The sequence below is a fragment of the Pseudomonas sp. IT-P100 genome (genome assembly GCF_949767185.1).
Classification (GTDB): Bacteria; Pseudomonadota; Gammaproteobacteria; order Pseudomonadales; family Pseudomonadaceae; genus Aquipseudomonas; species Aquipseudomonas fluorescens_B.
The window spans coordinates 1-26,435 of the sequence record NZ_CATKQK010000015.1 but is presented as its reverse complement, the minus strand read 5'-3'; the positions used below and the strand labels follow the sequence as shown (position 1 = coordinate 26,435).

The following is a 26,435-nucleotide window of genomic DNA, read 5'->3' as shown; positions in this document are numbered from 1 at the left end:
GATGAAGCCCTGACAGGCGCCGCAATTACCGGACAAATATCTGCGCCGTGGTAATCGCCATATCCCCACCCGGCAACTTGATGCTGCCCACCTGTTTCAGGCTGTCGGCATCAAAAATCGCCACATCGTTAAACGTCCCCGCCAGGTAAATCTTGCTGCCGTCCTTGTTGAAGGAAATGCAGTAGTAGGAATGATCCAGCGTCGCCGCCTGCAGCATTTTCTTTTCCTTGATGTCGTACTTCGCCAGGCGATTGAGCACGCCGAACATCAGGTTCGGGTCCTTCGGCGAGCGCATGCCGCTGAAGTAGATTTCCGTCAGAGGGCCGAAGTCGGTGGTTTCGGTCTTGCCGGTTTTCAGGTCAATGCTGAACAACCCGTAGAGGTACTCGGCGGTAGCGGGATCCTGCTTCTTGTCCTTGAACTTCGCCGCGGTGTAGAGCAGCGAAAAGTCGTGACGATAGGTCTGCTGGTTCCACACGTAGAGCACGTCCGGTGCGCTGTAATTCGCCCGCTTCCAGTGACGGCTGGGGATCAGCACGTCGAACTTGCCGGTTTTCACATCGACCTTGTAGACGTCCGCCCCCGCGACATAAAGCGTGCCGTCGTCGCCACTCTGCATGATGGTCAGCTGCCGTGGTGCCGGGAAGCTGCGCACCGGTTTGGCGTCCATACCGGCGTCGGTGGCGTAGACGTCCAGCCGAGGCTGCTGCACTTCGTAGCGGTCATTGAGCATCAACGTCGGGTTGGCGATGGCGAACAGTTCCTTGCCGTCATGGCTGAGGGTGAAGGCGAACATCGACTTCGCTTTCTCCCCCGGTTTCTGGGTGATGCTGGCGTGGAACACCTGCTTGCAGCTGTCCAGTTCGACGCCGTAGACATCCGCGTAGTGATTGTTCAGCACATAAGCGGTCTTGCGATCCGGCGACAACTGAACCGTGCCCGGACCGAAGGCGTCCGGCATCTTGCAGGTCTTGAACAGCGTGTCCGTGGCCAGGTCGATCACGTGCAGGTTGTTCGGGTAATTGGTGGTCACCATGTACTCGTGACCGTCTTGCAGAGCGGAGTTTTCATCGGCCAGAACGTTGAACGAACAGACGCTCAGGACGGCAAACGCGGCCAGGCCGCAGGCTTTGATGCTGTGCATGCTGGAATCCTTCTTTTGTCCGATCACTTGTCTTTTGGAAAGACAGTGCCAAGGTTGCGCCAGTTGTCGTTGGACGCCTGGGCATCCTTGTTCCAGTCCGGGTAGGTGCTCATCATGTCGGGCACCTGGGCCGGCCACCAGCAAGGGTCGGAGCAGCCATAAAGGTCGGCTTCCATCGGCTGGCACAACGACGACACACCGCCAAACGCATCGATTTCCCAACCCGGGTCGGTGGTCGACGCACAGCCCGCGACAGAGCTCATCGCCACCACTTCTTCGATGCGGTTTTCGGCCGCGGCCTCATCGAGTTTCAACGCTTTATTATTGATTGCCTTGAGATGTTTCATATCAGTGAGCCTTGCGCGGAGTGATGTAGCTGCTGATAAACGCAGGGTTGTGGGCCATGATCCGGGTGTAGACCTCGATGCCGAAATCGACCCAGTCACGCATCAGTTCGCAGTAGTGATAGGTCGGGTGGGTCGGGTCGCCGTAACGGGCGTAGCTCTCGTGGTAGCAACCGCCGGAGCAGAGATTGCGGATCTGGCAGTCCTCGCAACCGGTGTTGGTACGGTCAAGGCGCTGGGACAGGAAGTCGTTCAGCTCGACCTGTTTCACACCGCTGTGCACGTTGCCGAAGGTCGGCAGCGATGAGCCGGTAAAGCGGTGGCACAGGTTCAGTTCACCCTTGTGATCCACCGCCAGCATCTTCAGGCCCGCGCCGCAGGGCAGGGCTTTTTTGTGGCCTTCGTGGATGTCGGTGATCAACTGGTGCAGGTTGGAGAAGCCGATGTTGCGGTGCTCCAGCGCCGCGTCCAGGTAACGCCGACCGAGGCGTTTCATACTGGCGAAGACCTCGATCAGTTCGTCACTGGTGAGGTTGAAGGTGCTGATGTCGCCGGAGGTCACCGGGGCAAAGCCGACTTCGGCAAACCCCAGTTCATTGAACAGGTGATCCCAGATGGTTTCGACGTCGGTGACGCCGGTGGTCAGGGTTACGCGGGCACCGACCGGACGACTGTTGTAGCGCGACAGCAGCATCTCGGCCTTGCGCCGCACCACGTCGTAAGTGCCCTGCCCGCCCACGGTGATGCGGTTGCGGTCGTGCACGGTTTTCGGCCCGTCGATACTGACTGACAGGCCGAAACGGTGGGCGTTGAGGTAGTCCACGGTGTCTTCGGTGAGCAGCGTCGCGTTGGTGGTCATGACGAACTCGACGAACTTGCCGGCCTCGCGGAAACGCTTCTCGCAATAGTCGACCATGTATTCGATCAGCTTGCGATTGCTCAGCGGCTCACCGCCGAAAAACACCACGGTAAAACGCTCTTCGTCCGGGGATTCACGCAGCAGCATTTCCACTGATGCAATAGCCGTTTCGACGTCCATTTTCTTGCCGGCCGACGGCTTGTCGAGGTCTTCCTTGTAGCAGTAGGTGCAGCTCAGGTTGCAGCCGGTGTTGACGTTGAGCACTACGGTATTGATCGCGGTGCGCTCGACCCGTTTGGTGCCGATGTCCGGGGTCAGCGGCGAGCCGTCGCTGACCAGCTCCAGGGACATCAGCTCACGCAGGGTCTCGGTGATTTCGTCGCCGTTGAAGCGAGAAGACAAACGCTGGATCAGGTCGTCCGACGAACAGCCGGGACCGCGCAACGTATCAATGATGGTGCCCGTCAGCTCGTCGCTGGCGAACAGTGAACTGCTGGGAATGTGAAACAGCATGCGGTCGGCATCGACGTGCACTTCGTGCAGGTTCCGCTCAACCAGATTCAAAATAGCGCCCATTGCAACCTCCTGTGCAAACCCCGTTTTGCGGGGCCTGCGGTCATTCCGAAAAAAGTGTCTGAAGACTTGGGTTTCAGCCAACTCACGGAATGGGTGGATTGTTCCAGCGTTGCACGGTGACGATCATGTGGCCTTCGCCGGTCAGGGATTTCCCTGCGTCGTCGACGGCGGCGATCACCTTGAGGTTGCCGGCATTGTTGGTGGACATTTTGCGTTGCGGGTTCGGCCCGGCATCGCCCGGGGTGAACACGCCGGTGTCGGCTTGCATGGTGCCGGCGAACTTGACGTCTTCGTCTTCCTTGGCGCGGTCGTCGAAGGCTTCGACCGACCACTGCGCCGGGAACACGCCGATGCGATACGGCTTGCCGTCAGCGCCCTTGCCCCACGCTTCAGCATCAAAACGCCCCTGGACTTTCGGCGTCGAACCACCGCCATCGCCGATCCGCGCCACCGAGAACTCGGGCACGACTTTGACTTCGGCAATTTTGCTGTAGACCGACAGGGTCGGGCCTTTCAGCGTGCCGACGGTGACGTTGCGCAGGCCCGGCTGGGCATTGGCGGCGGCTTTGAGTCTGACCTTGATACGATCTGCGTTTTGCTCGACAACCTCGACCACTTCCACGCCTTTGCCGAAGTTCGGTTTGCCGCTAAGACCGCTGCCGATCAGGGTCACTTCGGTCTCGACGCCAGCCTTCAGATAACCCGGCTGCACCGCCAGCAAACGACTGCTGCCCTGCTTGGCCGCGACGAAGTCCAGACCGCGTTCATCGTGCTCGGCCTCGAACATCCGGCCCTGCATGGCATTGCCCTGGGCGGCGAACACCTGACGCATGGTCACGCCGTCGATGGTCACGTTGCCACGCCATTCATAGCCGGTGTAGAGAATCGCGCTGCCGTCGCCATTGAACGGGGTGCCATCGGCGTATTGGCCTTTGACGCTGACCTTGAACGTGTCGTCGCCATCGGCGCTCACGCTCATCACCCCGGCCAGTTCACCTTTGCCTGGCAAGTGGCCGCTGAAGCTCCAGTCGCCCACCAGCGCCTCGGCTTTCGGCGCCGTGGCCTGCCATTTTTTCCAGGCCGGGTTGTCCAGCGGATAACGCTTGGCCAACAACGGCACCATGTCTTTTCGTGCCAGATCGAACCAGTCGCGGTCGCGAGACAGGGCCTGGTATTCCAGCGACGGCCACTGGCCGAGGTGGAAATTCACCAGACGCTCCCATTCCTGGGCCGGACGCCGTTGCAGGGCGACCCGCGCCCCGGAGTGGCAGCGGCCGCACATCTGGCTGGTCTGGTCGTCGAATTTCTCGACAGTATTGAGTCGCCGCTCCAGCGCATACCGAACGCCATCGGTCTCACTCGGCGCCAGGCCCTGAGTGTCGGCCAGGTACTTGACCAAGGTGCGGCGGTCGTCATCGCTGATCTGCAAACCGTGCATGGTCTGCATCCGGGCGATGCTCATCAGCCAGCCTTCCGGCGTTTTACGCTGGTGACTGATGCGGCTCAGGGCATTATCGGCTTCAGGGGTGTGACAGCCCTGACAGGTTTCCTTGAGGATGGTCTGGGCGTCGCGGGCTGCCAGGCTATAAGGCGAATGCAGCGCCACACAGGCGGCCACGGCCAGCAGACTGACGCTCAGGCCTGATCGGAGTTTTCTCTTCATCAACGTCGAACCTCGCACGGTGCTTTCTTATTTTTGTGGCTTATCGTTTTTATGGTTTCTGCCGCCGGCGGCGCACCGCAGACGGAGGCAAGAGAAACGTCTGCGATGACCAATACACGGAGCGTGCCAGCTTGCCGATTAGCTTTTTAATCAAGCGGTTGCGTGAAGTTGACTGCGGTTGAGCCTGCCTGAGCCTGAGTACTTGCGTCTAATATCGCGACAGGTGTTGCAGTCTGAGACAAGCATAGTTGCCGTGGCGGCAACAGCTCATCGCCCGACGATTGACGGCAATCCCCTGCGGGGGCGAAATAAGTGTTCATCCATTGCCAGTCGGGGGTCCCAACATGGCAAGCGTCACTGTCCTGGCGGGGGACTTTCTGCAGGGTGACGGAGAGTACACAGACGGCGTTTTCACCCTGAGAACGTCGCTCCACCCGTGGCCCGGCATCACCCTGCCACTTTCCTCGTTCAAAAGCGTGGAAGTCGCCAACGAGGATTCGATCAATAACATCAAGGACGCCATCGGTTTCGGCGTCGCCGGCGCCATGCTGCTCGGCCCCATCGGCGCCATTGCCGGTTTCATGCTGGCCGGAAAGGAAACCGAAGTGACGTTCCTGGCCACGCTCAAGGACGACAGGAAATTACTAGTTGCCGTAGATGGCAACACGTTCGACGATATTTTTCGGAGAATCGCCGCCTGATTACTCAGCGCGAGCCGCACCGGTTACACGGTGCGGCTTGTCGCTGGTTCAGATCGAATAGGTGGGATGAATGCTTTTGTGCGCCTCGATTTCCTGACGCATGTCCGCCACCAGTGTGGCGATGGCATGGGGACTGTCCAGTGTCCACACCGGAACGTGGGTGGCGATCAGGTCTACTTTGCCAGTCATGCAGTCACAGACCCGGATCGTCAGGGACTGGTCCGCTTCCATGTTGCAGGTGCAGACGGCGGGCAGAAAACTGTGTTCGATGATGCTTTGGATTTCCAGGGTTGAAAGGAACATCGCAACCTCCCTTACACCAGATGTGTGCCGGGTAAATGCTCCGTCATTTCACCCACCGAGCCTGAAAATTCTATTCCCCAAAAGTGGGGGGCTCAAGAGCGCAACCCGGTTGCTCGTCGTCTCGGCGTTCAAGCTTTCGCGCTACCCGTCGATAACCTGCTACACCAAACGTTAAGGGAATGACGACATGGCAATTTCTTTAAACTCAGCCTCGATCCAGCCATCGGCCGCTCAGCTCAGCCAGTCCAGCCAACCACTGACAGCGAAAACGCTGAGTGAAGAGCAGCAGAAAACGACGGTAAACATCAATCCCGCGGCGATTTATCATCCAAGCGATGAGGCGCCTGCCACCAGTCTGACCATCGAATCGATCGAGACCTGGATCGGCCGCAGCCAGTCGCCTGATTTCCCGCAGGTTGCCGAGCGGCACCAAAACGCCCATCAATCGCTGAAATCCTCTTTTGAAGAGTTCCAGTCTGCGTTGGCCCACGCCTATCCGGACCTCGCCGACAAAAAATTCGGCTTCACCATTCAAGCGGATGGAAGCCTCAAGGCCCTCAACACTTCTGGCGCGCTCAGTTCTTCCGACATGAATCGGCTGAACAATTTACTGAATGCATCCAGTTCGCTCAAATCGGCAGCGAGCAGTTACCGCGACGCCTCCATCGAGCTGGTGTCCGCCGACTCCGTCTGGGGGGGCAGCTACGTGGGCGGGTACAACCTGAACAAGGAGAACTTCGCCAACACCATCGATCTGGGCGCCCTGTTCTTGAAGAAAGGCTCGGCGCCAAACGCTGAAACCCTGAACGGCTTCTTCTCCTCTCAGTTGTGGAGCAAAGGCGAGCGGATGACGCAGGAGATGGAAGTGCAGATGCTGACCGAGCGCGACGCCAAGAAGATCGACGAGACGGTCTGATTGCAGACAGCGCAGCGTATCGCCCGAATCAGCCCGGACATTCCATAGGTCTGGGCTGAAAAACCGTCTCTTGAATCTCAGGCACCGTCGCGATTTGCGACAACACGGCAGAACCCGGCGGTCCCGGATCTCATCCAACGCCCGCCGCCAAAGGGCTATCCGACCCTTGCGGACACTTGGCACAGCCATTGCGAAAGCCTCGTTCTCACGAACAACAAGAGGCCTCGCCATGACGCTCCCCTACCTGCTTCCCGCCACCTCGGCGTTCATCCAGCGCGCCCCGCGCATGCTTATCGGCGGCGACTGGGTCGAGGCCGCCGACGGCCAGACCATGCCCCTGCACAACCCGGCCACCGGCGAGGTGCTGTGCGTGGTGCCGCGGGCCACGCCGGAAGATGTTGACCGGGCTGTGCTCGCGGCGCGTCAGGCGTTCGATGATTCCGCCTGGACCCGTACCCGTCCTCGCGAGCGGCAAAACCTGCTGTGGAAACTCGCCGACCTGATGCAGCGCGACGCCGAATTGCTGGCGCAGCTGGAATGCCTGAACAACGGCAAGAGCGCGGCGGTGGCCCAAGTGATGGACGTGCAACTGTCCATCGACTTTCTGCGTTACATGGCCGGTTGGGCGACCAAGATCGAAGGCTCCAGCGTGGAAGTGTCGTTGCCGTTGATGCCCAACGATCAGTTCCACAGTTTCATTCGTCGCGAAGCGGTGGGCGTGGTCGGTGCCATCGTCGCCTGGAACTTCCCGCTGTTGCTGGCCTGCTGGAAACTCGGCCCGGCCCTGGCCACCGGTTGCACCGTGGTGCTCAAGCCCGCCGACGAAACGCCCCTGACCGCGCTGAAACTCGCGGAGCTGGTACTGGAAGCCGGTTATCCGCAAGGTGTGTTCAACGTGGTCACCGGCACCGGCATCACCGCTGGTTCAGCCCTCACGCACAACCCGCTGGTGGACAAGCTGACCTTCACCGGTTCCACCGCCGTGGGCAAGCAGATCGGCAAGATCGCCATGGATTCCATGACCCGCGTCACCCTGGAGCTGGGTGGAAAATCGCCGACCATTGTCATGGCCGATGCCGACCTGAAGACCGCCGCTGCGGGCGCCGCCAGTGCGATCTTCTTCAATCAGGGCCAGGTGTGCTGTGCCGGTTCGCGCCTGTATGTGCAGCGCAAGCATTTCGACAATGTGGTGGCGGACATCGCCGACATTGCCAACGCCATGAAGCTCGGCAACGGGCTGGACCCGAGCGTGGAGATGGGGCCGCTGATTTCTGCGCGGCAGCAGGAACGGGTTTACGGGTACATCGAAAAGGGCCGGGAAAGCGGCGCGACCATCGCCTGCGGCGGTGAGCAGTTCGGGCCGGGATTCTTCGTCAAGCCGACGGTAATCGTCGATGTCGATCAGAAGCATTCGCTGGTGCAGGAGGAGATCTTCGGGCCGGTGCTGGTGGCGATTCCGTTCGATGATGAGGCCGATGCGTTGCGCATGGCCAATGACAGTCCCTACGGGCTTGGCGCGAGCATCTGGTCGAATGATCTGGCGGCGGTGCACCGGATGATTCCGCGGATCAAGTCGGGTTCGGTCTGGGTCAATTGCCACAGCGCCCTGGACCCGGCATTGCCGTTTGGCGGGTACAAGATGTCGGGGGTTGGGCGTGAGATGGGGTATGCGGCGATCGAGCATTACACCGAATTGAAGTCGGTGTTGATCAAGCTTTGATCTTCATCGTTCTTTAGGTCGCCTTCGCGGGCAAGCCCGCTCCCTCAGTGATTTGTGTGTGCCGTAAATTGCAGGTTCACCACAAAAACCTGTGGGAGCGGGCCTGCCCGCGAAGAGGCCGGCCCACGCAACCGAGATTTCAGGGTTTGAATCCCTGCCCCAACAACCAACTGCGAACCATCCTGCCCTGCTCCATCGTCAACCCGGCTAAAGCCTGTTCCGCCGGTTCAGTGCGCAAACGACGCACCAAAGGCGCCAGTTCAACCCCCTGAACATGCCAGATCCCCAACGGCTGATCCGCCGTGATCACCACCTCGGCCTCATCCACAAACCCCTCTTTCAACACCGGCGCTCGCTCGATTTTCAACGAAGAAAAATCAGCCTCGGCATGCGCGACCTGCGCATCCGGCCACTGCCGTCGCGCCTGCCAGAACGGCTGATCCGGCCAACGCTGCTCATCGGCATAAAAATCCCGCCCGATCCGCGCAAACCGCAAAAACAACTGCTCCACCCGTTGCTGATGAAAACGCTGGGCCAACGCCGCCCGCTCCGGTTTTCGCAACAGCGTGTTGATCACCGTTGGCGCCTGCAACGCCGAGGACAAGGACTGAAAGATGCCGTTGCCCGACAGCGGATCCACCGCCATCGCCGCATCGCCGACCCGTATCCAGTTTTCGCCGCACACCTGCGGACTCAGAATCGCGGTGCTGCTGCGGGCATGCAACTGTAGACCGACCTCAGGCTCGCCACCGAAAAACGCCTGCGCCAACATAGAATCCCGACGCCGCTGGCGACAGTAATCAAGCAACCGCGACTTGCCTGGCAAGTGCGCGCTGGCCACGTCCACAGTCCACTGCCAATAACACTGACCGTCCGCCCGCCGTGCCATCCACGCCCAGCCGTCCTCAAGGCTTTCCACGGCGCTGGCGGTGTCGCCCGGTGCGGCTTGCCAGCGATTGAGCAAGCTGACCGTCTCCGGGCCGCGCAGGCCTTTGCCGAGCGCCGGCGCCTGGCGTCCACGTGCCTCCACCAGAAAATCGGCGACCAGCGCTTCGCGTCCCTCAATCTCGACCCGATGCCCCGCAGCCCAGGCCTGAACGCTCAGCACTCGACCTTCGACCAACTCGACGCCCGCCAGGCGCAGGTCTTCACGAAGACCTCGATCAAAGTTCGGGCGGTCCAGCAGAAATTCGATGTTTTGCGCATGCTGTTGGCCGTTCCACGACACCTGCCGTTGAGACGGTAACGCCGCATCCGCCAACGCTTGATGCAGACCGGCACCGCGCAAGGCCTCCAGCACCCGGATCGAAACGCCCTCCAGCGCCGCAAACCGTCGCCACTCGCTGACCAACGTGACGGCGTAACCGAGCCGGCGCAAGCCCAGGGCCACTGCCGCGCCCGCCGGCCCGGCGCCAAGAATCACAATCATGCGCCGAAGCGCCGTTCAGGCCCGCGATACCGCGCGTTTTCCCGCAGCCAGTCGATGACCTGCTCGTTGCTCGCCTCGGGATGCGCAACCAGGAAACCCGCAATGTGCCCGCTCAACGCCGCGCAGCCCAGACTGGCGCCAGACTGACCCGGGTACGTGCCGTGCACGCACGCCGCAAAATCCGCCTGGGCGCTGTTGAGCCACGACCACTCCTGTTCGGCGCAGCGTGCATCGCCGGTGACGCGCAGCACCTGTGGATAATTCGCCGGGAACACACCCTCGCCCTGGGCCGGGCTGGACGCACACAGCAAAATGCCCCGGGCCACCGCCGCTGCACACGCCTCGCGCAACAGGCTGCGATCCTGCCGCAAGCCGAGGCTCAGATTGATCAGCCGCACATCCTGCGCCACCAGCCAGTCAATGGCCGTGGCAATCTGCAAGGCACTGGTGACGCCACGCTGATCGAACACCTGAGCCACGCAGAACACCGCAGAAGGGGCCCGCCGACCGATGGCCTCGATCACCGCACTGCCGTGGCCCAGCGGATCATCGCGCAAGGCGCTTTCGGCCAGTCCGTCCGCCAGCAACGAGAAGCGTCGCCCCGCGATCACCTGCACCCGCTGCGCCGCCGAATGACCGCTGTCGACGACCCCGACTCGCAGTTCAGACTTCATGCTGCACCGTTTTTGAAGTCAGCACGCCGTCGAGCAATTCGAAGCGCAGATCGGCGTCGGCCAGGGTTGAAGGGCGATGGCTGATGAGGATGCGCGTGCGCCCGGCAAACAGACGGTCGATGGCCTCGATCACTTCGCGCTCGGTGGCTTCATCCACCGCCGAGGTCGCTTCGTCCAGCACCAGAATCAACGGGTCCTGCAGCAGCGCCCGGGCAATTGCGATGCGTTGCTTCTGGCCGCCCGACAACTGCTGACCGCGCTCGCCCAGCGGGCTGTCGAGGCCTTCGGGCAATGAGGCGATCAGGCTGTCGAGTTGTGCCAGCCGCGCCACTTCGGCAATCGCTTCGCGGCTGGCGTCAGGCACGGCGTAGGCCAGGTTGTCGGCGAGGCTACCGCGAAACAAAACAATGTCCTGACTGACCACGGCAATCCGCCGGCGCAACTGGAACAGGTCCAGTTCGCGCAGGTCGACCTCGCCCAGCAACACCCGGCCGGACTGTGGATCGTGGTGCCGTTGCAGCAAATCGATCAGCGTCGATTTGCCGACTCCGGAGCCGCCACTCAGGGCCACTTTCAAACCGTAGGGAATCCGCGCTTCGATGCCGCGCAAGGTGGTCGGGCGACCGGGATGGCTGAAGTGCACGTCGTCGAAACGCAGTTCGCCGCAGGTCGGCATCGGCTTGGGTTCAACGGGTGTCAAAACCGTCGGTTGTTCACCGCGCAATTCCATCACGCGCCCGAGACTGACGGTCATCCGCTGAATCGCGACATAGAGCCCGAGCAGGCTTTGAACCGGTCCTACGGCCATCCCCAGATAGGTGGAAAACGCGATCAACGCGCCCAGTTGCCACGTTCCTTGCACCACCCAGTAACCGCCAATCAAAAATGCACAGGCGCGGGACAGTGAGGTCAGCGTGCCCGGCACCGCCTGAGTGAAAAACTCGGTGACTTGCAGGCGCAGCAACTGACTCATATAGCCCTGCCCCAGAGCCTCCAGCCGCCGCGACTCACGCTGCTGCTGGCCGGCCGACTGAATGAATTTCATCACCGGCAACGTCTCGACCATGAACGACGACATGTCCGCCGAACGCTCGCGCAACTGGCGGACATCGCGCTCGACCTTGCGCCGCATCCAGCGCAGCCAGAGCACATCGAGCGGAATCAGCACCAACGCCAGCAACGAAAGCTTCCACGACAAGGTCAGCAACATCGCCACCGCGACCACCAGACCGATCACACTCGACACCGCCGAGAACAGAGAGTCCACGGCGAAGCGCTGAATTTCGGCGACATCGCCATCGAGGCGCGACATCAGATCACCGATGCGCCGCTGACCGTAGAAACTCGGCGACAAGGTTTGCAAATGCCGATAAAGGTCGTCGCGCAGTGAAAACAGAATCCGCCCGGACAACCGTGTATGCAGGTAACGATTGATCCCCGACAGCGCCGTCCCCAGCAACCCGGCGACGATCATCAGCCCGGCGATCAGTACCAGCATGGGGAAGTTGCGCGCCAGCAAGCCATCGTCGATCAACAGCTTGGTCAGCCAGGGTTGCACCAGCACCAGCGACGATGCGCAGACCGACAACCCCAGCAACCCGGCAATCGCCAGACGATGCGGCCGCACAAAGCTGTATAGCCAGCGCAACGCCGCTTGCAAGGCTTCGGGGTTCTGGCTGTCGATCAGCCGAACGATCAGGCGCTGCATCACGAACGCAACTGTTTGAGCTTGCGATACAGGGTCGCGCGGCTGATGCCCAGGGCGTCGGCGGCGGCCGAGACGTTGCCCTGATGGCTGTCCAGGGACTGGCGAATCAGCTCCAGTTCGTTTTCGCGAATACTCCCGGACGGAGGGCGCTCGCTGGCATTCAATTCGTCGAGCATGCTGTCGGGCAAGTGGTCGAGGGTGAGCACCGTGTCCCCCGGCTCGCGCATGGCCAGCGCGGTGCGCAAGACCATTTCCAGTTGGCGGATGTTGCCGGGCCAGTGATAGCCCGCGAGCAGGCGGTTCAGGTCGTCATGCAGGACCATGGTCGGTGCGTCGAGTTTTGCCAGCAGGCGACTGACCAACCCGCTGAAATCGTCGCGCTCGCGCAGCGCCGGCAGCATCACGCTGATGCCGTTGACCCGGTAGAACAGGTCTTCGCGGAAGTGTTTTTCTTCGACCAGGCGTTTGAGGTCGCGGTGGGTGGCACAGATCAGGGCGACGTCGATGTCCTGTTCTTCGCCGGCGCCGAGCGGTGCGACTTTACGGTCCTGTAGAACGCGCAGCAGTCGCGCCTGCAGGGCCAGCGGCATGTCGCCGATTTCGTCGAGGAACAGCGTGCCGCCATGGGCCTGTTGCAATCGACCGACCATGCCACCTCGACGGGAACCGGTGAACGCGCCTTCGCGGTAGCCGAACAGCTCCGACTCGATCAGGCCTTCGGGAATCGCCGCGCAGTTCACCGCGACAAAGGGTTTGTCGCAACGACTGCCGGCCATGTGCAAGGCGCGGGCAATGACTTCCTTGCCGGTGCCGGTTTCGCCGAGCAGTAACACCGGTAATTCGTTGGCCAGCCCTTGGCGTGCCATGCGCAAGGCGCGGGCATAACGGACATTGTTGCCGGCCAGGGCATCTAGATCGGGTTGCGGTTTAGTGGTTTTGGCGGTGCTGCGCGGCGGCGTGCTGACGTTGATCGACCGCTGCGGCGCGCGCAGGGTTTTGTAGAAGAACTCGCCTTTGGCGGTCTGCAGACTGCCGACGCCGCCCTGGTGCAAACGCGACAGCAGTTGCAGGCCATCGACGCCGAGAAACTCTTCGCAACGGCGGCCGACCAGCGCCGAGCGTTCGGCGTGGAGCAACTGACAGGCCTGGGCGCTGACCGCGAGAATCTGCCCGCCGAGGCTCACCGCCAGCAGGCCTTGCCAAGGGGATTCCAGGTATTGCCGACGGCTGTGGAAGGCCAGGACGATCTGGTCGGGGAAACTGGCGTTGAACACCCGGCTTTCGATCTGGCTGACGGCCATGGCCAGCAACGCGGTGCTATCGTGAACGCGGCCGAGCGGACCTTCACGGGTCAGGTCGAGGACGCCGAGGATGTCGCCTTGCGGGCAATAAATCGGCACCGAGGTGCAGGAGAAATCGGTCAGGCGATCGAGGTAATGCTCGCCGCAATCGATCATCGTCGGCCGGGCTTCCACCAGTGCGGTGCCCAGCGCGTTGGTGCCGCGAGCGGCTTCGCTCCAGCAGGCGCCGAGGGTGATGTCTTGCAGGCCGCTGCCCTTGAGGCGATCGGCCCGGCCTTCGACGGCAAGGATGGTGGCGTCGGAATTGGCGAGGATGATCAGCCCTTCCTTGCCCTGGCGCTCGGCCAGGTAATCGATGGCCGGCAACGCCGCGTCGATCAGCAGACGATTGCTCGACAACAGCACATCGAGGCTCGCGCTCGATTCCAGTGTCAGTTCATGTTTGCCGTTGAAATGCACGCCATGGCTGAGGCTGCGCCGCCACGATGCATCGATTTCTGCGCGCAACACGCCATCGGGGACTTCGCCCTCGAGGTGGAGTTTTTCCCGGGCCAGCCGGGCTTCGCGGTGCAGCTTGGGGGAAGTTGTTTTTATCAGCGTCATCAAGCGCTCCGGATCGGTCCGCCCTGCGCTCTTTTAAGTTCAGCGCCCTGCCGCAATCTTTACGTTAACGTCAGGGCGATGGCAAGTGCCTTACGGCGTTTGGGATTCATCCGCTGCACCGAGTTATCGTTCTTCGCGAGCAAGCCCGCTTCCACAGGTTCAGCGTCAATCACACATAGGCGGTTCGACTCGAACACTGTGGGAGCGGGCTTGCCCGCGAAAGCGGCCTGTCAGGCACCACCCAACTCAGATCTGCCACACCTCTGGCCCGACAAAAAACGCCCGCGCATTATCCTCAAGACTCTCCAGGTGATACCCCCCTTCCTGCACAATCAGACACGGCAAACCCAGGCTGCGAACCCGCTCACCCAGCCGCTTGAACCCTTCGCGCGTCACCGCCACTTTACTCTGCGGGTCCAGCTCAAAAATATCGAAGCCCAACGACAGCACCAGCACTTGCGCAGCAAAATCCTTCACCGCTGCCAGCGCCACGTCCAGTTGCCCGAGAAAGTCCGCCTCACTCGCACCATGGGCCATCGGCAAGTTGAGGTTGAATCCCTCACCCACCCCGACACCGCGCTCGTCCCCAAACCCGGCAACCCCCGGATAGAAATTGGTCGGATCGCCATGGACCGAAACATACAGCACATCATCGCGGTCGTAGAAAATCTCCTGAATTCCTTGTCCATGGTGCATGTCGGTATCGAGCACCGCGACGCGACCAAACCCGCCGCGCAACACCTGCGCCGCCACCGCCGCGTTGTTCACATAACAGAAACCACCCGCCGCCTCCGCTCGAGCGTGATGCCCCGGTGGACGGCACACGGCGTACGCCGCCGGCTCGCCATCGAGCAACGCCTGTGCCCCGGCCACTGCGCTTTGCGCCGACCAATAAGCCGAGCGCCAGGTCTGTTCGCCCACCGGGCAACTGCCGTCCGCGAGATACCGGGCAGCCTGAGCCAGAATTCCGCGCAGGGCGTTGGGCTCGCGGACGAAGATGTTCGACATCACTTCGTCGCCCCAATCTTCAGGCACTTCCTTCCAGCGCTGATGCGCTTCCTGCAAAAACGCCAGGTAGGGCGCACCGTGCACCGCCAGCAGCGGCTCAAGTCCGGCATCGGCCGGTTGCTCGACTTTGAAGCCCAATGAGTGAGACGCCTGCAGCAGGCGCTGCGCACGCTCCGGCACTTCCTGCGGCGTGCGCATCTGCCCACGGGAGTAGTAACTGCGTGGATGATGAAGCAATTGTTCAGGATGAAAAAAACTGCGCATGGGTGAATACCTAATCTTGGGCCTAGACGAATTCCCTGTGGCGAGCGAGCTTGCTCGCGCTGGGCTGCGTAGCGGCCCCAAAACTCAGGCAGGCCTCGCAGTTGATGTGAGTGCTGCGCACTCAAGCGCGAACAAGCTCGCTCGCCACAGGTGTTGTGTTTGCAGCCTGTTCTTTAATTGGCAATGCCGGCGCGGGACAACACCGCGTTGAGCAACACATCCGTACCCTGCCGCACATCGTCAGGCAGCACATCTTCCGCTTCGTTGTGACTCAAGCCACCCACGCACGGTATAAACACCATCGCCGTCGGACAGAACCGCGCCAGATGAATCGCGTCATGCCCGGCACCGCTGACTATCGATTGCTGAGCGTAGCCCAGCGCATCCACCGCTTGCTGCACCGCCGCCACGCATTCCGCATCGAACGGCGTCGCCTGGCTGATCCAGTGCGGGGTGACCGTCAGCTTCAGACCGCGCCCATCGGCAATCGCCTGAAGCCGCGCGCGCACCTGCTGCTCCATCGCCTCGATGGCTTCGTCGCGATGGTGACGCAGATCGACGGTGAAATTCACCAGCCCCGGAATGGTATTGCGCGACGACTTGTTGATGCTCAATTCACCGACGGTGGTCAGGCCTTCCGGCGCGAAATCGGCCGCCAGACCTTCAATCGCCTGAATCATCCGCGCCACGCCGTACAAGGCGTCCTTGCGCAGTGGCATGGGCGTGGTGCCCGCGTGGGCGGCCATGCCTTCGACCCGTACGTCGAGCCAGCGAATCGCCTGGCCGCCGCTGACCACGCCAATGCTTTTGGCGTTGTCCTCGAGAATCGGGCCCTGTTCGATGTGCGCTTCAAAATACGCATCCACCGCGCCACCCAACGGACGCTCCCCGGCGTAACCGGTGCGCTGCAATGCATCGGCGACGCTGACGCCATCAATGTCTTGCACCGCCAGCGCCGCGTCCAGTTGCATGATCCCGGTGAACACCGCCGAACCGAACATCGCCGGGGTGAAGCGCGCGCCTTCTTCATTGGTCCACACCGCCACTTCCAGCGGTTTGCGGGTCTGGATGCCGAGGTCGTTGAGGCAACGCACCACTTCCAGGCCGGCAAGTACGCCGTACACGCCGTCGAAGCGTCCGCCTTCAGGCTGGGTGTCGAGGTGGCTGCCCATCATCACCGGCGCGGCGTCCGGATCAGTGCCGGCGCGGCGGGCGAACAGGTTGCCGATGGCGTCCACGCTCAGGGTCATGCCGGCTTCACGGCACCAGTGGGCAAACAGTTCGCGACCGGCCTTGTCTTCATCGCTCAGGGCCAGACGGCAACTGCCGCCGCGTGCGGTGGCGCCGATTTCGGCCATCGCCATCAGACTCGCCCACAGGCGTTCGCCATTGATTTTCAACATAAGTAACTCCTGGAAAAACGGTGATTAAGCACTGGCCAGCTCAACGTGTTCAGCGCTGGCATGGCGACGGGAAAGGGACTGACGGCCTAGACACGCAACACCTGCGCGACCGGCTCGCCAGCGCGCAAACGTTCGAGCAAACGTGGCTCGGCGTGATCGGACGCCAGCGCCTGTTCGATCACGCTGGCCGCCGTTGACCAGTCGAGAAACAGCACACCGTTGTCGTCCCCCAGCACCAGATCGCCCGGCTGTACCGTGACACCTGCGCACTGAATCGGCTGATTGATTTCGCTGTCGCCCCGGCCATGCAACTTGGTGGTCAGCAGGCTGGTGCCGCGAGCGAAGACGGGTAACCCGCCTTCGCGCAGTTCCAGCAGATCAGTGACCGCGCCGTCCACCACGATTCCTGCCGCACCGGCGCAACTCGCGGCGCAACTGGTGACCGCGCCGACCGGGGCGTGCTGCCAGTCGCCGCCCGTGTCGATCACCAGCACATCACCCGGTTTTATCAGCACCAACGCCTGGTTGACGGCAATGGCGTCGGCGCCCACCAGTTTCAGCGTCAACGCCCGGCCGACCAGTTTCACATTGGGCACCATGGCCCGCAGCTGCGAGTCGGCAAAGCCCTCCTCGAGAAAATGCCCGAGGGTGGGAAAGCTCACCGCTTTGAACTGCTCGATCAGCTGCGACTTATCCACGTGGCGACTCCTTCGTGATCAACTCGGCCACACAATCGATCTCCAGTGACACGCCCCACAGCGCCACACACACCGTGGTTCGCGCCGGAGGCGCATGGCCGAGAAGCTCGCGGTACACCGCGTTGAACGGCTCCAGTTGCGCGGGATCGGTCAGGTACGCGTTGACCTTGATCACATGGCTGAAATCGGAGCCCGCCTCGATCAGGATCGCCTCGAGATTGCGCAAGGTTTGCCGCACTTGCTCGGTGAAATCGACGGGCTGGTCGTCGAGCCGGCTTTGCGCCGGAATCTGCCCGGCGGTGAACACCAGATGGCCGCTGACCACCGCTTGAGAGTAAGGCCCGACCGGGCCGATGAAACCCGGGGCCGACTGGATTCTGCGCATGCTGTTGAACTCCATGGATCAGGCCGCAGCCGATTTGAAAGGTTTGCGAGCGGGTTGGTCGTCGGCAGTCGCCCCCGCCGGAATTTCGCTGATGTCGCGCTTGAAGGTCTCGGTCAGCAGCAACAGCGCCAACAGGGAAATCAGTGCCGCGCCGATCATGTACCAGGCCACCGACGAGCCTTTGCCAGTGGCTGCGAGCAACGCGGTGGTGACGATAGGCGTCGCTGCGCTGCCGAGCAGCCCGGACAACATGTAGCTGATCGACAGCCCCGAATAACGCACCCGCGTGCCGAACAACTCCGCCAGGAAAGTCGCAATCGGCCCGTAGTTGGCGGCGAAGGCGGTCATCAACAGCAAGTAGCCGAAGATCACCAACGACAGCTCTTTGGTGTCCATCAACCAGAACATCGGGAACGCCACCAACGCCTCGGCAACGATGCCGGCGACGATGATCGGCTTGCGTCCGTAACGGTCCGACAGCGCACCAAATACCGGCAACATGACGATGCACCAGGCGCAGGACAGCAGCACTACACCGAGCATCACGCTGCGACTGAAGCCCAGATTCTGCGTGCCGTACGTCAGGCCGAACGCGACGATGATGTTGAACGACGCGCCGGTCGACATCGTCGCAATACCGCCTAGCACCACTTGTTTCCAGTACTTGCGAAAGACTTCGGCCAACGGCATTTTCACCTGCACTTCGGCTTCCTTGACCTTGTTGAACGCCGGGGTTTCAGCGATGTTCAGGCGGATGTACAAGCCCACGGCGATCAGCAAAACGCTGGCCAGGAACGGAATGCGCCAGCCCCAGGCCAGCAGGTCCTCCGGCGACAGCCACGCCGCGATCAGCAGGAACGCCAGGTTGGCAATCATGGTCCCGGCGGGCACGCCGATCTGCACCCAGGAACCGTACAAGCCGCGCTTGTTGGCCGGCGCATGCTCCACCGCCATCAGCACCGCCCCGCCCCACTCGCCGCCCAGTGCCAGGCCTTGAATGACCCTGAGCAATAACAACAGGATGGGCGCCCAGATACCGATGGCCGCGTAGTTGGGCAACAGGCCGATGGCGAATGTGGCGGCGCCCATGGTCAGCAGCGAAATCAACAACATCGACTTGCGGCCCAGCTTGTCGCCGAAGTGCCCGAACAATGCCGCGCCGACGATCCTCGCCAGATAGGCCGAAGCGAACGTGCCGAACGCCAGTAAGGTGCCGATCAACGGCACGAAATCCGGGAAGAACACTTTGTTGAACACCAGCGCTGACGCGGTGGCGAAAACAAACAAGTCGTACCATTCCACGGTGGTGCCGATGACACTGGCCACGGCGACTTTTTTCATGCTGATTGCAACTTCCGGTGGTGCGCCGGACTTTTCTGCGGACGATAGATCGCTCATCACTGACTCCAGGAATTTGTTTAATTGTTTTGACTGGCAGTAAAACGTTCGAGGTGAGGGATTGTTGTTATGTCTCGCCCAACTTGGCGGGCGAGTTAGTCAGTCTCAATAACCGAGTGTTCGGTCGGCGCAATTCAATAGTGGTTCATCGGCGTTTAAACGGCGAAAGTTCTCTGCCACTTGTTCGGCAATGCAATCGTGGGACGCGGCCGAGGCCATGTGTGGCGTGATCGCGACGCCCGGCATGGTCCAGAGGCGATGATGGGGCGGAAGCGGTTCTTGTTCGAAAACATCCAGCAAGGCGCCGCGCAGTTTTCCTGCTTTCAGGGCACGTTCGAGGTCGTCGATGTTGAGGTGACCGCCGCGACCGCAATTAACCAGTGCGGCGCCATTGGCCAGATGTTCGAAGGTTGAATTACCGAGGATGCCGCGCGTCTCGCGGGTCAGTGGAAGCAAGTTGATCAACAGCTCCACGCCCTCAAGAAACGGGTTCAGTTGTTCGGCACCGGCGAAGATCTGGACACCGTTCAGATCCTTGCTACGACGGGCCCAGCCTCGAACGTCATAACCGGCGGCAGCCAGATCCTGAGCAATGGCGCTACCCAACGATCCCAGCCCCATCACACCGACCTTGAATTGCCCCGCCGCCCGTTGCAGCGGTCGCTCCCAGTGTTGATTGCGTTGTTGTTCCAGCACCTGATCAAAGCCACGGTGATAGTGAATCACCGCCCAGCGCACGTACTCGGTCATGCCTTGGCGGTGGCCGGGATCAACCACCCGGCATACCGGCAGATCCGGGCACGACGGGTCATGTTCGAGGTGATCGATGCCGGCCGCCACTGAGTGGAGGACCTGTAGGTTCGGCAACGCGGCCAGGCTGCCCGGCAAAGGAAACCAGCAGGCGGCAATCTGCGCGTGTTCAGCCAGCGGATCATCCGCCAGCACGGTGGTGAGCTGCGGCGCGCTACGGGCAAACGCCGCCTGCAATTGCTGGAGCAGCAAGGTGTCGCGGGACAGCAAAACCACGGTGTTCATGACAGATAGGACTCACGCTGGGATTCGATCAGGGTCAGTGCGGCCTCCCAGGCCAGGTCGATGATGTTGTCCTGTTCATCGCGGTCGAACTGTTCAGCGGTGTGTGCACAGACTTCCGGGGACGGGTAATGCAATTCGCAACCACCGGCCAGCGCGGCGACCTGCGCCTGACAGGCACGCTCAAGGAAGTGAATTTCCTGAAACGCCTGGGCCACCCCCGACCCACCGACCAGCAAGCCGTGGTTACGCAGGATCATCGCCCGGTGCGGCCCCAGGTCGTCGATCAAACGCCCGCGCTCATCCAGCGACAGCGCGATACCTTCGTAGGTGTGGTACGCCAGCTTGCCGTAGAACTTCAGCGCATGCTGACTGATCGGCAGCAAACCTTGCTTCTGCGCGGCAACGGCCATGCCGGCGGCGGTGTGGGTGTGAATCACGCAGTTGAGATCCGGTCGGGCCATGTGGATCGCCGAATGAATGACGAAGCCGGCGGCGTTGACCCGCTGACCTTCGTAGGCCGGGTCGACGATGCACCCGTCCTGATCGATACGCACCAGATCCGAGGCGCGCATGCGGTCGAAAATCACCCCGTAGCGGTTGATCAGAAAGTGATGCTCAGGCCCCGGAATCCGCAGGGTGATGTGGGTATCGATCAAGTCCGTCATGCGAAAGTGCGCGACCAGCCGATACAGCGCCGCCAGCTCGCAACGGGCCTTCCACTCAACCGGGCCGATGTGTTCAGGTTGACTCACGAATACACCTCTTTAGCAGCGTGGGTGACGATCGGGTTGGCGCGCAGGCGGGCCAGCCCGCAAACACCGATCAGGGACAGGGCCGAGAGCAAGGTGAAGAACACCGCCAGCGGCAGCCATTGTCCGGAAAACTTGCTCGCCAGCAGCGTGCCGATCAGCGGCGTGGTGCCCCCGGCCAGCGCGCAACTCAACTGGTAAGCGATGGAAATGCCCGAGTAGCGCAGATGCACCGGGAACGCCTGGGTCATGTAACCGGCGATCACCGCGTACAGCGCCGACAGGATCACCACCGCCAGGGCGATGCCGAGGGTCATCAACAGAATGTTTTGCGTACCCACCAGCACAAACATCGGGTACGGCGTGACCATGCACAGCAGTGCGACGAGCTTGAGGAAGCGTCCCTCGCCGATACGCTCGGCGAGCAACGCGGAAAGCGGTTGCGAAAGCAGCTGAATAACAGTCACCAAAAACAGGCAATCGAGAATCGTCGAGCGCGCGATGCCCTGATACTGGGTGACGTAGGTGATCATGAATGTGTTGGTGAAGAAAAACCCGGCGGAGCCAATGGTCACCGCCGCAGCGGCAAACAGGATCTGCCGCCAGCAGGTACGGATCACGTCTTTCACCGGGTATCTGGCGGTTTCGTTGTTGTCTCGGGCCTTGGCGAACTCCGGCGACTCGTGCACGCCGGAACGGATCATCAGGCCGACCATCATCAGCACACCGCTGGCGAGAAACGGCAGACGCCAACCCCAGGACAAGAAGTCTTCTGGCTCAAGGGACGTCACCAGGCGAAAGGCGATCAGGGCCAGCAACAAACCCGCTGGACTGCCGAGCTGGGCAAACGAGGCGTAGAACGTTTTGCGCTTGGCCGGCGCGTGCTCGCTGGCCATCAACACCGCACCGCCCCACTCGCCCCCCACCGAAATGCCCTGGATCAGGCGCAGTACGATGAGACCGACCGGCGCCCAGATGCCGACACTGGCGTAGCTCGGCAGCAGGCCGATCCCGGCAGTCGCCAGGCCCATCAGCGCCATGGTCACCAGCAGCATTTTCTTGCGGCCCAGACGATCGCCCAAGTGACCGAACACCATGCCGGCCATGGGGCGAGCGATGAAGCCAACAGCGAAACTACCGAAGGCGGCCAGGGTGCTCATCACCGGGTCGCTGCTGGGAAAGAACACTTGCCCAAGCACCAGCGCCGCCGCGGTGGCGTAAATGTAAAAGTCGTAGAACTCGATGGTCGTGCCAATGAAGGCGGCGGCCGCGGCTCGTCGCGGTTGTGCGGTGGTGTGCATGCAAGGACCCTGTGTATTTATAGTTTTGGGCAGGTACTGAAGGCTGTTTACGGTTGCGCTCTGTGGCGCTTGTGGGCTTTATCGCTTCCGTGCCAGGATTAGTCAATTTTCATATTCTTATCTTTACTATTAGCACGGCTACTACATGGAATTGTCATGACCTCCACTAACCCTTGGGTGGGCCGACGTTTTCTCAACGATCGCCTGGACTGGAACCTGTTGCGCACCTACCTGGTGATCGGCCAGGAAGGCAGCATGAGCCGCGCTGCAGCGCGGCTGCACATCACGCAGTCGGCGGTCAGCCAAGCGCTAAAACGGCTGGAAGAACAACTGGAATGTGTGCTGATTGCCCGCAGCGGGCGACGGTTCGACCTGACGGAAACCGGGGAAGAAGTCCTGCGCATTGCGGCGGATATCTACGGCGATATCTCGCGATTGGGTACGGTAGTGGAGAGTCGTCACGATGACGTGGTGGGCAAGATCCGTATCCTCACCGTCAGTGGCGTGCAGGCGCGACACTACGATGACTTCCTCGCCGACTTCCATGAAACCCACCCGAAAGTCGAGCTGGAAGTCGAGGTCATGGGCAGCTCGAACATCATCAGTTCGTTACTGCAAAAGACCGCGACCATTGGCGTCGGACTGTGTCGTTTACCGCAACCGCGGCTGGAGCAGCGGGTACTGTTTCGCGAGCGCTATGCGTACTTTTGTGGCCAGCGTCATCGACTCTTCGGGCAAGAAAACCTGACGCTGGAACAACTCGCGGCGGAGAACTTCGTCAGCTTCACCAGCGACCAGCTCGGCGGCAACCTTTCGCCGCTGACACTGTTCCGTGACGAGCAAGGCTTCACCGGCAAGATCGTCGCCTCATCGACGAGTTTCGAAGAGATTTACCGCTTGATTTGCGCAGGCTACGGGATTGGCTGCTTGCCGACGCACCTGGTGCGAAGGGATGTCGAGCAAGGTTTGCTCTGGCGTTTGCCGCCGGAAGACGGGGTGGTGGATTTCGATATCCAGCTGCTGTGGAATCGCGAGCAGAAGATGAGTCAGGCCGAAACCGTGTTCCTCGAAAGCTTCCAGCACATGCTCAGCATCCGTGAGCCTGTGCTGTGAAGCCTTGAACACTTAAACGTGAGGATCGCCCGGCGCTTTACTCGGCGTGGCGTATTGCGGCTTCAGATGTCCGTCCTGATCCAGTAGCCAGGCGTCCATGATCTGCCGCACCACAGGGCCGGCGACGCGACCGCCGGCCTCGCCGTTTTCGATCATCACCGAGATCACAATCTTCGGATGCTCGGCCGGAGCGAAACCGACAAACAAGGCGTTGTCGCGATTACGCTCCAGGGTTTTCGCCCGGTTGTAGCGCTCACCCTGTTTGATCGCGACCACTTGCGCCGTACCACTCTTGCCGGCGATCCGGTACTGAGCCCCCTGCGCCGCCGCTCGGGCAATTCCGCGTGCGTCGTGCATCACCATTTGCATGCCGTGGTTGACCTGCTCCCAGTCTCGTGGGTCCTTCAACAGGATGTTTGGCATCGGATGCTCATCCACTGGCGCAACGCCGTCCACGGTCTTGGCCAGGTGCGGTCGGTTCCAGACACCTTTGTTGGCGATCAGCGCAGTCGCTTGAGCCAGCTGCAGCGGCGTGACCTGCATGTAGCCCTGACCGATGCCGAGAATCACGGTCTCTCCGGGGAACCATGGCTGACGACGCGTGGCACGCTTCCAGGCCTGGGACGGCATCAGGCCGGCAGACTCTTCGAACATGTCCAGCGAGACCTTCTCGCCGAGGCCGAACATCGCCATATAGTCGTGCAGGCGATCAATGCCCAACTTGTGCGCCAAGTCATAGAAGTAGGTGTCATTGGAGCGCATGATCGCCGTGTCCATGTCCACCCAGCCATCGCCGCTGTGGTTCCAGTTACGGTATTTATGATCAAAGTCGGGAAGTTGGTAGTAACCGGGGTCGAAGACGCGTGTCTGCGGGGTTACCACGCCGGCGTCAAGACCGGCGATGGCCACTTCCGGCTTGATAGTCGAGCCCGGAGCGTAGAGGCCGCGCAGCACACGGTTGAACAGCGGCCGGTCGATGGAATCGTGCAGCGCCGCATATTCCTTGAAGCTGATCCCGGTCACGAACAGATTCGGGTCGAAGCTTGGCTTGCTGACCATGGCCAGCACTTCGCCGGTCGATGGATCGAGCGCGACCACTGAACCACGACGATCACCCAAGGCTTCTTCGGCGGCTTCCTGAAGTTTGACGTCCAGGCTCAGGACGATGTTTTTGCCGGGGATCGGATCGGTGTGTTTGAGCACCCGCAGAACGCGGCCCTGAGCGTTGGTTTCGACTTCTTCGTAACCGACCTGGCCGTGTAATTCCGACTCGTAGAACTTTTCAATCCCGGTCTTGCCGATGGATTGAGTGCCTCGATACTCGACCGTATCCAGGGCTTTGGATTCTTTCTCGTTGATCCGACCGACGTAGCCAATCGAATGCGCGAAGTGTGCGCCCATTGGGTAGTGACGAACGAATTGTGGCTCGACATCGATTCCGGGCAGACGGAATTCGTTGACGGCGAGTACGGCGATTTGCTCTTCGCTGAGTTCATAGAACAGGGTGACGGGCTCGAATGGATGACGCGCCTGCTTCATCGCCTTGTCGAACAGCGTCCGGTCCTCAGCGGGCAGGTGCAAGAGGTTGACCACCTCGTCCAGTTCTTCTTTGACGTCGGAGGCGCGTTCGCGGGTGATGGTCAGGTTGAAGCTGGGACGATTGTCGGCGAGGACCACGCCGTTGCGGTCGTAGATCAACCCGCGCGCCGGGGCAATCGGCAATACGTGGACACGATTGTTCTCGGAGATGGTCGAGTGATAGTCAAACTCGACCACCTGCAGCACGTACATGCGCACCACCAGTGCGCAGGTGATCGAGACGACGAGCAAGGCGCAGGCCATCAATCTTTTGTTGACCAGGCGCGTCTCTTTTTCGTGATCCTTGATCGGTATGGGTTCGGGCATTTCTGTAGCTGCTCTTTGACAAAAATGGAGCGCCGATCCTTAGGCTTGAAATCAGTCCGTTAAAAACGAGCTGCACCATACCAAAAACCGTGCGGTCGCTTTAGTGCGATTTTCTCTAATGGTTGTCCTTGAGGGCCAAAACGACAGTTGGTTTATCGTGTGGATTCGTGCGGTTTGCTCAAGATTGATATTCCCATTCGTGCATTTTTCTTGCCGATAGGTCTGTGGATACTGAGTGCATGTCATTCCATTTTGTCTGGGAGTCTTTTCATGCATTCACGATTTAAACGATTACTGGGCTCCAACGGGTTTTCGATTGGCCTGGAGCTGCCGCTGGATAATGATTGGTCCAGTGATGGCCAGCGGCGGCGGATTGCTGAGGAACGGCCTTTCGGTGTTCCAGATCTGAAGCAACATGCGGCGATGGCGCGTCTGGCGGACAAGGCTGGTTTCCGCGCGCTGTGGGTTCGTGATGTACCGGTTTATGATCCGAATTTCGGAGACGCCGCACAGGTCTTCGAAACCTTTTCCTACCTTGGCTATCTCGCCGGAATCACCGACAACATCATGTTGGGTACCGCGGCGGTTGTACTGCCATTGCGTCAGCCCTGGCTCACCCTGAAGGGCGCAAACAGTATTGATGAATTGAGCGACGGACGTTTACTGCTCGGCGTCGCCAGCGGCGACCGCCCGATGGAGTATCCGTTGTTTGGTGTGGATTACGATCAGCGCGCAGAGATCTTCCGCAATACGGTGGAGTTGCTGCGCGACCAGGGTGCAGGCCGCTTGCCTGATGGTGCGCAATTGCTTCCGCAGCGGGACCAAGCAGTGCCATTGCTGGTGGCAGGTCTTGGTCAGCAGTCACCTGCCTGGATTGGCGAACATATGGATGGCTGGCTCGCCTATCCCGGCACGCCGGACGAACATCGTCGTCGGGTGGGGCTGTGGAGGGAAGTAGGTGGGGATAAGCCTTACATCAGCTTCGTCCACCTGGATCTGGCAGCCAATCCTCATGCTCCGATGCGACGTGTACGGTTCGGCGGTATTTGTGGGCGGTTGGCGTTGATTGATGAACTTCAGGCATTGCGTGAAGCCGGTGTGCAGCATGTTGGTCTGCATGTGCGTCGTAGCGAACGGCCGGTTGCCGACGTTATCGAAGAGATCGCTGAATACGTTCTGCCAAAGTTTCACTAACTGTGCCGATGAGATCAGGGGCAGCCGATGAGGCTGCCCAT

Annotated in this window: 23 protein-coding genes; 5 read left to right on the top strand and 18 right to left on the bottom strand. The window is 61.0% G+C overall.

The window, feature by feature from the left end; all coding sequences use genetic code 11:
- Positions 1 to 25: 25 nt before the first annotated feature.
- The 4 genes from peaD to peaA all read right to left on the bottom strand — a co-directional run bounded on the left by peaD (position 26) and on the right by peaA (position 4,586).
- A complete protein-coding gene (gene peaD, locus ACM6IQ_RS14715) occupies positions 26 to 1,144 on the bottom strand; it encodes a quinohemoprotein amine dehydrogenase subunit beta (RefSeq protein WP_017339912.1) in 1,119 nt (372 codons plus the stop codon).
- A gap of 23 nt (positions 1,145 to 1,167) precedes the next feature.
- The gene (qhpC, locus tag ACM6IQ_RS14710) at positions 1,168 to 1,491 is read right to left on the bottom strand and encodes a quinohemoprotein amine dehydrogenase subunit gamma (RefSeq protein ID WP_008027961.1); all 324 of its coding nucleotides are present in this window, start codon (positions 1,489 to 1,491) and stop codon (positions 1,168 to 1,170) included.
- 1 nt (position 1,492) lies between these two features.
- The gene (peaB, locus tag ACM6IQ_RS14705; RefSeq protein ID WP_017339914.1) at positions 1,493 to 2,923 is read right to left on the bottom strand and encodes a quinohemoprotein amine dehydrogenase maturation protein; all 1,431 of its coding nucleotides are present in this window, start codon (positions 2,921 to 2,923) and stop codon (positions 1,493 to 1,495) included.
- Positions 2,924 to 3,005: 82 nt separating this feature from the next.
- Positions 3,006 to 4,586, bottom strand: a complete 1,581-nt coding sequence (peaA, locus tag ACM6IQ_RS14700) for a quinohemoprotein amine dehydrogenase subunit alpha (protein WP_414879164.1) — start codon at positions 4,584 to 4,586, stop codon at positions 3,006 to 3,008.
- 344 nt (positions 4,587 to 4,930) lie between these two features.
- Here peaA and ACM6IQ_RS14695 point away from each other — a divergent pair, with 344 nt between their 5' ends.
- On the top strand, positions 4,931 to 5,287 hold the full coding sequence (locus ACM6IQ_RS14695; RefSeq protein WP_017339916.1) for a hypothetical protein: 357 nt from the start codon (positions 4,931 to 4,933) through the stop codon (positions 5,285 to 5,287).
- 48 nt (positions 5,288 to 5,335) lie between these two features.
- Here the strand turns inward: ACM6IQ_RS14695 and ACM6IQ_RS14690 are convergent, their stop codons facing one another.
- Positions 5,336 to 5,590, bottom strand: a complete 255-nt coding sequence (locus ACM6IQ_RS14690) for a DUF1652 domain-containing protein (RefSeq protein WP_017339917.1) — start codon at positions 5,588 to 5,590, stop codon at positions 5,336 to 5,338.
- A gap of 187 nt (positions 5,591 to 5,777) precedes the next feature.
- On the opposite strand from ACM6IQ_RS14690, the gene ACM6IQ_RS14685 reads away from it, so the two are divergent.
- A complete protein-coding gene (locus tag ACM6IQ_RS14685; protein WP_414879163.1) occupies positions 5,778 to 6,506 on the top strand; it encodes a hypothetical protein in 729 nt (242 codons plus the stop codon).
- A 229-nt stretch (positions 6,507 to 6,735) separates the two neighbouring features.
- Entirely contained in the window at positions 6,736 to 8,226 is a 1,491-nt protein-coding gene (locus ACM6IQ_RS14680) for an aldehyde dehydrogenase family protein (protein WP_017339919.1), read from the top strand.
- A 139-nt stretch (positions 8,227 to 8,365) separates the two neighbouring features.
- Here ACM6IQ_RS14680 and ACM6IQ_RS14675 read toward each other — a convergent pair whose 3' ends face one another.
- The 12 genes from ACM6IQ_RS14675 to ACM6IQ_RS14620 form a co-directional block, all read right to left on the bottom strand.
- Positions 8,366 to 9,655, bottom strand: coding sequence for a tryptophan 7-halogenase (locus ACM6IQ_RS14675; protein ID WP_414879162.1), 1,290 nt, complete (start codon positions 9,653 to 9,655; stop codon positions 8,366 to 8,368).
- Entirely contained in the window at positions 9,652 to 10,329 is a 678-nt protein-coding gene (locus ACM6IQ_RS14670; RefSeq protein WP_414879161.1) for a S8 family serine peptidase, read from the bottom strand. Before ACM6IQ_RS14670 ends, ACM6IQ_RS14675 begins: the two co-directional genes overlap by 4 nt.
- The gene (locus ACM6IQ_RS14665; protein ID WP_017339922.1) at positions 10,319 to 12,037 is read right to left on the bottom strand and encodes an ABC transporter ATP-binding protein; all 1,719 of its coding nucleotides are present in this window, start codon (positions 12,035 to 12,037) and stop codon (positions 10,319 to 10,321) included. Before ACM6IQ_RS14665 ends, ACM6IQ_RS14670 begins: the two co-directional genes overlap by 11 nt.
- Positions 12,037 to 13,941: a sigma-54-dependent Fis family transcriptional regulator gene (locus ACM6IQ_RS14660; protein WP_414879160.1), complete on the bottom strand. Its 1,905-nt coding sequence runs from the start codon at positions 13,939 to 13,941 to the stop codon at positions 12,037 to 12,039. Before ACM6IQ_RS14660 ends, ACM6IQ_RS14665 begins: the two co-directional genes overlap by 1 nt.
- A gap of 246 nt (positions 13,942 to 14,187) precedes the next feature.
- Positions 14,188 to 15,213, bottom strand: a complete 1,026-nt coding sequence (locus tag ACM6IQ_RS14655; protein ID WP_414879159.1) for a histone deacetylase family protein — start codon at positions 15,211 to 15,213, stop codon at positions 14,188 to 14,190.
- Between the two features lie 173 nt (positions 15,214 to 15,386).
- The gene (locus tag ACM6IQ_RS14650) at positions 15,387 to 16,616 is read right to left on the bottom strand and encodes a Zn-dependent hydrolase (protein ID WP_414879158.1); all 1,230 of its coding nucleotides are present in this window, start codon (positions 16,614 to 16,616) and stop codon (positions 15,387 to 15,389) included.
- 86 nt (positions 16,617 to 16,702) lie between these two features.
- Positions 16,703 to 17,314: an RraA family protein gene (locus ACM6IQ_RS14645; protein WP_017339926.1), complete on the bottom strand. Its 612-nt coding sequence runs from the start codon at positions 17,312 to 17,314 to the stop codon at positions 16,703 to 16,705.
- A complete protein-coding gene (locus ACM6IQ_RS14640) occupies positions 17,307 to 17,699 on the bottom strand; it encodes a RidA family protein (protein ID WP_414879157.1) in 393 nt (130 codons plus the stop codon). The genes ACM6IQ_RS14645 and ACM6IQ_RS14640 overlap by 8 nt, the downstream gene beginning before the upstream one ends.
- Positions 17,700 to 17,717: 18 nt before the next feature.
- Positions 17,718 to 19,097 (bottom strand): MFS transporter, encoded by a 1,380-nt coding sequence (locus ACM6IQ_RS14635; RefSeq protein ID WP_414879156.1) that lies wholly within the window; start codon positions 19,095 to 19,097, stop codon positions 17,718 to 17,720.
- A 105-nt stretch (positions 19,098 to 19,202) separates the two neighbouring features.
- A complete protein-coding gene (locus tag ACM6IQ_RS14630) occupies positions 19,203 to 20,132 on the bottom strand; it encodes a 2-hydroxyacid dehydrogenase (RefSeq protein ID WP_017339929.1) in 930 nt (309 codons plus the stop codon).
- On the bottom strand, positions 20,129 to 20,884 hold the full coding sequence (locus ACM6IQ_RS14625) for a class II aldolase/adducin family protein (protein WP_414879155.1): 756 nt from the start codon (positions 20,882 to 20,884) through the stop codon (positions 20,129 to 20,131). Before ACM6IQ_RS14625 ends, ACM6IQ_RS14630 begins: the two co-directional genes overlap by 4 nt.
- Positions 20,881 to 22,182: an MFS transporter gene (locus tag ACM6IQ_RS14620; RefSeq protein WP_017339931.1), complete on the bottom strand. Its 1,302-nt coding sequence runs from the start codon at positions 22,180 to 22,182 to the stop codon at positions 20,881 to 20,883. The genes ACM6IQ_RS14625 and ACM6IQ_RS14620 overlap by 4 nt, the downstream gene beginning before the upstream one ends.
- 156 nt (positions 22,183 to 22,338) lie before the next feature.
- Here ACM6IQ_RS14620 and ACM6IQ_RS14615 point away from each other — a divergent pair, with 156 nt between their 5' ends.
- Positions 22,339 to 23,295 carry a LysR family transcriptional regulator gene (locus ACM6IQ_RS14615; protein ID WP_414879154.1) on the top strand — a complete coding sequence of 319 codons (957 nt, stop codon included), beginning with the start codon at positions 22,339 to 22,341 and terminating at the stop codon, positions 23,293 to 23,295.
- A 12-nt stretch (positions 23,296 to 23,307) separates the two neighbouring features.
- Here ACM6IQ_RS14615 and mrdA read toward each other — a convergent pair whose 3' ends face one another.
- Positions 23,308 to 25,200: a penicillin-binding protein 2 gene (gene mrdA / locus ACM6IQ_RS14610; protein ID WP_017339933.1), complete on the bottom strand. Its 1,893-nt coding sequence runs from the start codon at positions 25,198 to 25,200 to the stop codon at positions 23,308 to 23,310.
- Positions 25,201 to 25,470: 270 nt separating this feature from the next.
- Here mrdA and ACM6IQ_RS14605 point away from each other — a divergent pair, with 270 nt between their 5' ends.
- Positions 25,471 to 26,394 (top strand): TIGR03571 family LLM class oxidoreductase, encoded by a 924-nt coding sequence (locus tag ACM6IQ_RS14605; protein ID WP_414879187.1) that lies wholly within the window; start codon positions 25,471 to 25,473, stop codon positions 26,392 to 26,394.
- The last annotated feature ends 41 nt before the right edge of the window (positions 26,395 to 26,435 follow it).

Bases quoted from the DNA above. Each gene is read 5' to 3' on its own strand.
- qhpC (WP_008027961.1), bottom strand. From the start codon at position 1,491: ATGAAACATCTCAAGGCAATCAATAATAAAGCGTTGAAACTCGATGAG.
- ACM6IQ_RS14685 (WP_414879163.1), top strand. From the start codon at position 5,778: ATGGCAATTTCTTTAAACTCAGCCTCGATCCAGCCATCGGCCGCTCAG.
- ACM6IQ_RS14665 (WP_017339922.1), bottom strand. From the start codon at position 12,037: ATGCAGCGCCTGATCGTTCGGCTGATCGACAGCCAGAACCCCGAAGCC.
- ACM6IQ_RS14640 (WP_414879157.1), bottom strand. From the start codon at position 17,699: ATGCGCAGAATCCAGTCGGCCCCGGGTTTCATCGGCCCGGTCGGGCCT.
- ACM6IQ_RS14680 (WP_017339919.1), top strand. From the start codon at position 6,736: ATGACGCTCCCCTACCTGCTTCCCGCCACCTCGGCGTTCATCCAGCGC.
- ACM6IQ_RS14670 (WP_414879161.1), bottom strand. From the start codon at position 10,329: ATGAAGTCTGAACTGCGAGTCGGGGTCGTCGACAGCGGTCATTCGGCG.
- peaD (WP_017339912.1), bottom strand. From the start codon at position 1,144: ATGCACAGCATCAAAGCCTGCGGCCTGGCCGCGTTTGCCGTCCTGAGC.
- ACM6IQ_RS14655 (WP_414879159.1), bottom strand. From the start codon at position 15,213: ATGCGCAGTTTTTTTCATCCTGAACAATTGCTTCATCATCCACGCAGT.
- peaB (WP_017339914.1), bottom strand. From the start codon at position 2,923: ATGGGCGCTATTTTGAATCTGGTTGAGCGGAACCTGCACGAAGTGCAC.
- peaA (WP_414879164.1), bottom strand. From the start codon at position 4,586: ATGAAGAGAAAACTCCGATCAGGCCTGAGCGTCAGTCTGCTGGCCGTG.
- ACM6IQ_RS14695 (WP_017339916.1), top strand. From the start codon at position 4,931: ATGGCAAGCGTCACTGTCCTGGCGGGGGACTTTCTGCAGGGTGACGGA.
- ACM6IQ_RS14635 (WP_414879156.1), bottom strand. From the start codon at position 19,097: ATGAGCGATCTATCGTCCGCAGAAAAGTCCGGCGCACCACCGGAAGTT.
- ACM6IQ_RS14675 (WP_414879162.1), bottom strand. From the start codon at position 9,655: ATGATTGTGATTCTTGGCGCCGGGCCGGCGGGCGCGGCAGTGGCCCTG.
- ACM6IQ_RS14615 (WP_414879154.1), top strand. From the start codon at position 22,339: ATGACCTCCACTAACCCTTGGGTGGGCCGACGTTTTCTCAACGATCGC.
- ACM6IQ_RS14620 (WP_017339931.1), bottom strand. From the start codon at position 22,182: ATGCACACCACCGCACAACCGCGACGAGCCGCGGCCGCCGCCTTCATT.
- ACM6IQ_RS14660 (WP_414879160.1), bottom strand. From the start codon at position 13,941: ATGACGCTGATAAAAACAACTTCCCCCAAGCTGCACCGCGAAGCCCGG.
- mrdA (WP_017339933.1), bottom strand. From the start codon at position 25,200: ATGCCCGAACCCATACCGATCAAGGATCACGAAAAAGAGACGCGCCTG.
- ACM6IQ_RS14650 (WP_414879158.1), bottom strand. From the start codon at position 16,616: ATGTTGAAAATCAATGGCGAACGCCTGTGGGCGAGTCTGATGGCGATG.
- ACM6IQ_RS14605 (WP_414879187.1), top strand. From the start codon at position 25,471: ATGCATTCACGATTTAAACGATTACTGGGCTCCAACGGGTTTTCGATT.
- ACM6IQ_RS14630 (WP_017339929.1), bottom strand. From the start codon at position 20,132: ATGAACACCGTGGTTTTGCTGTCCCGCGACACCTTGCTGCTCCAGCAA.
- ACM6IQ_RS14690 (WP_017339917.1), bottom strand. From the start codon at position 5,590: ATGTTCCTTTCAACCCTGGAAATCCAAAGCATCATCGAACACAGTTTT.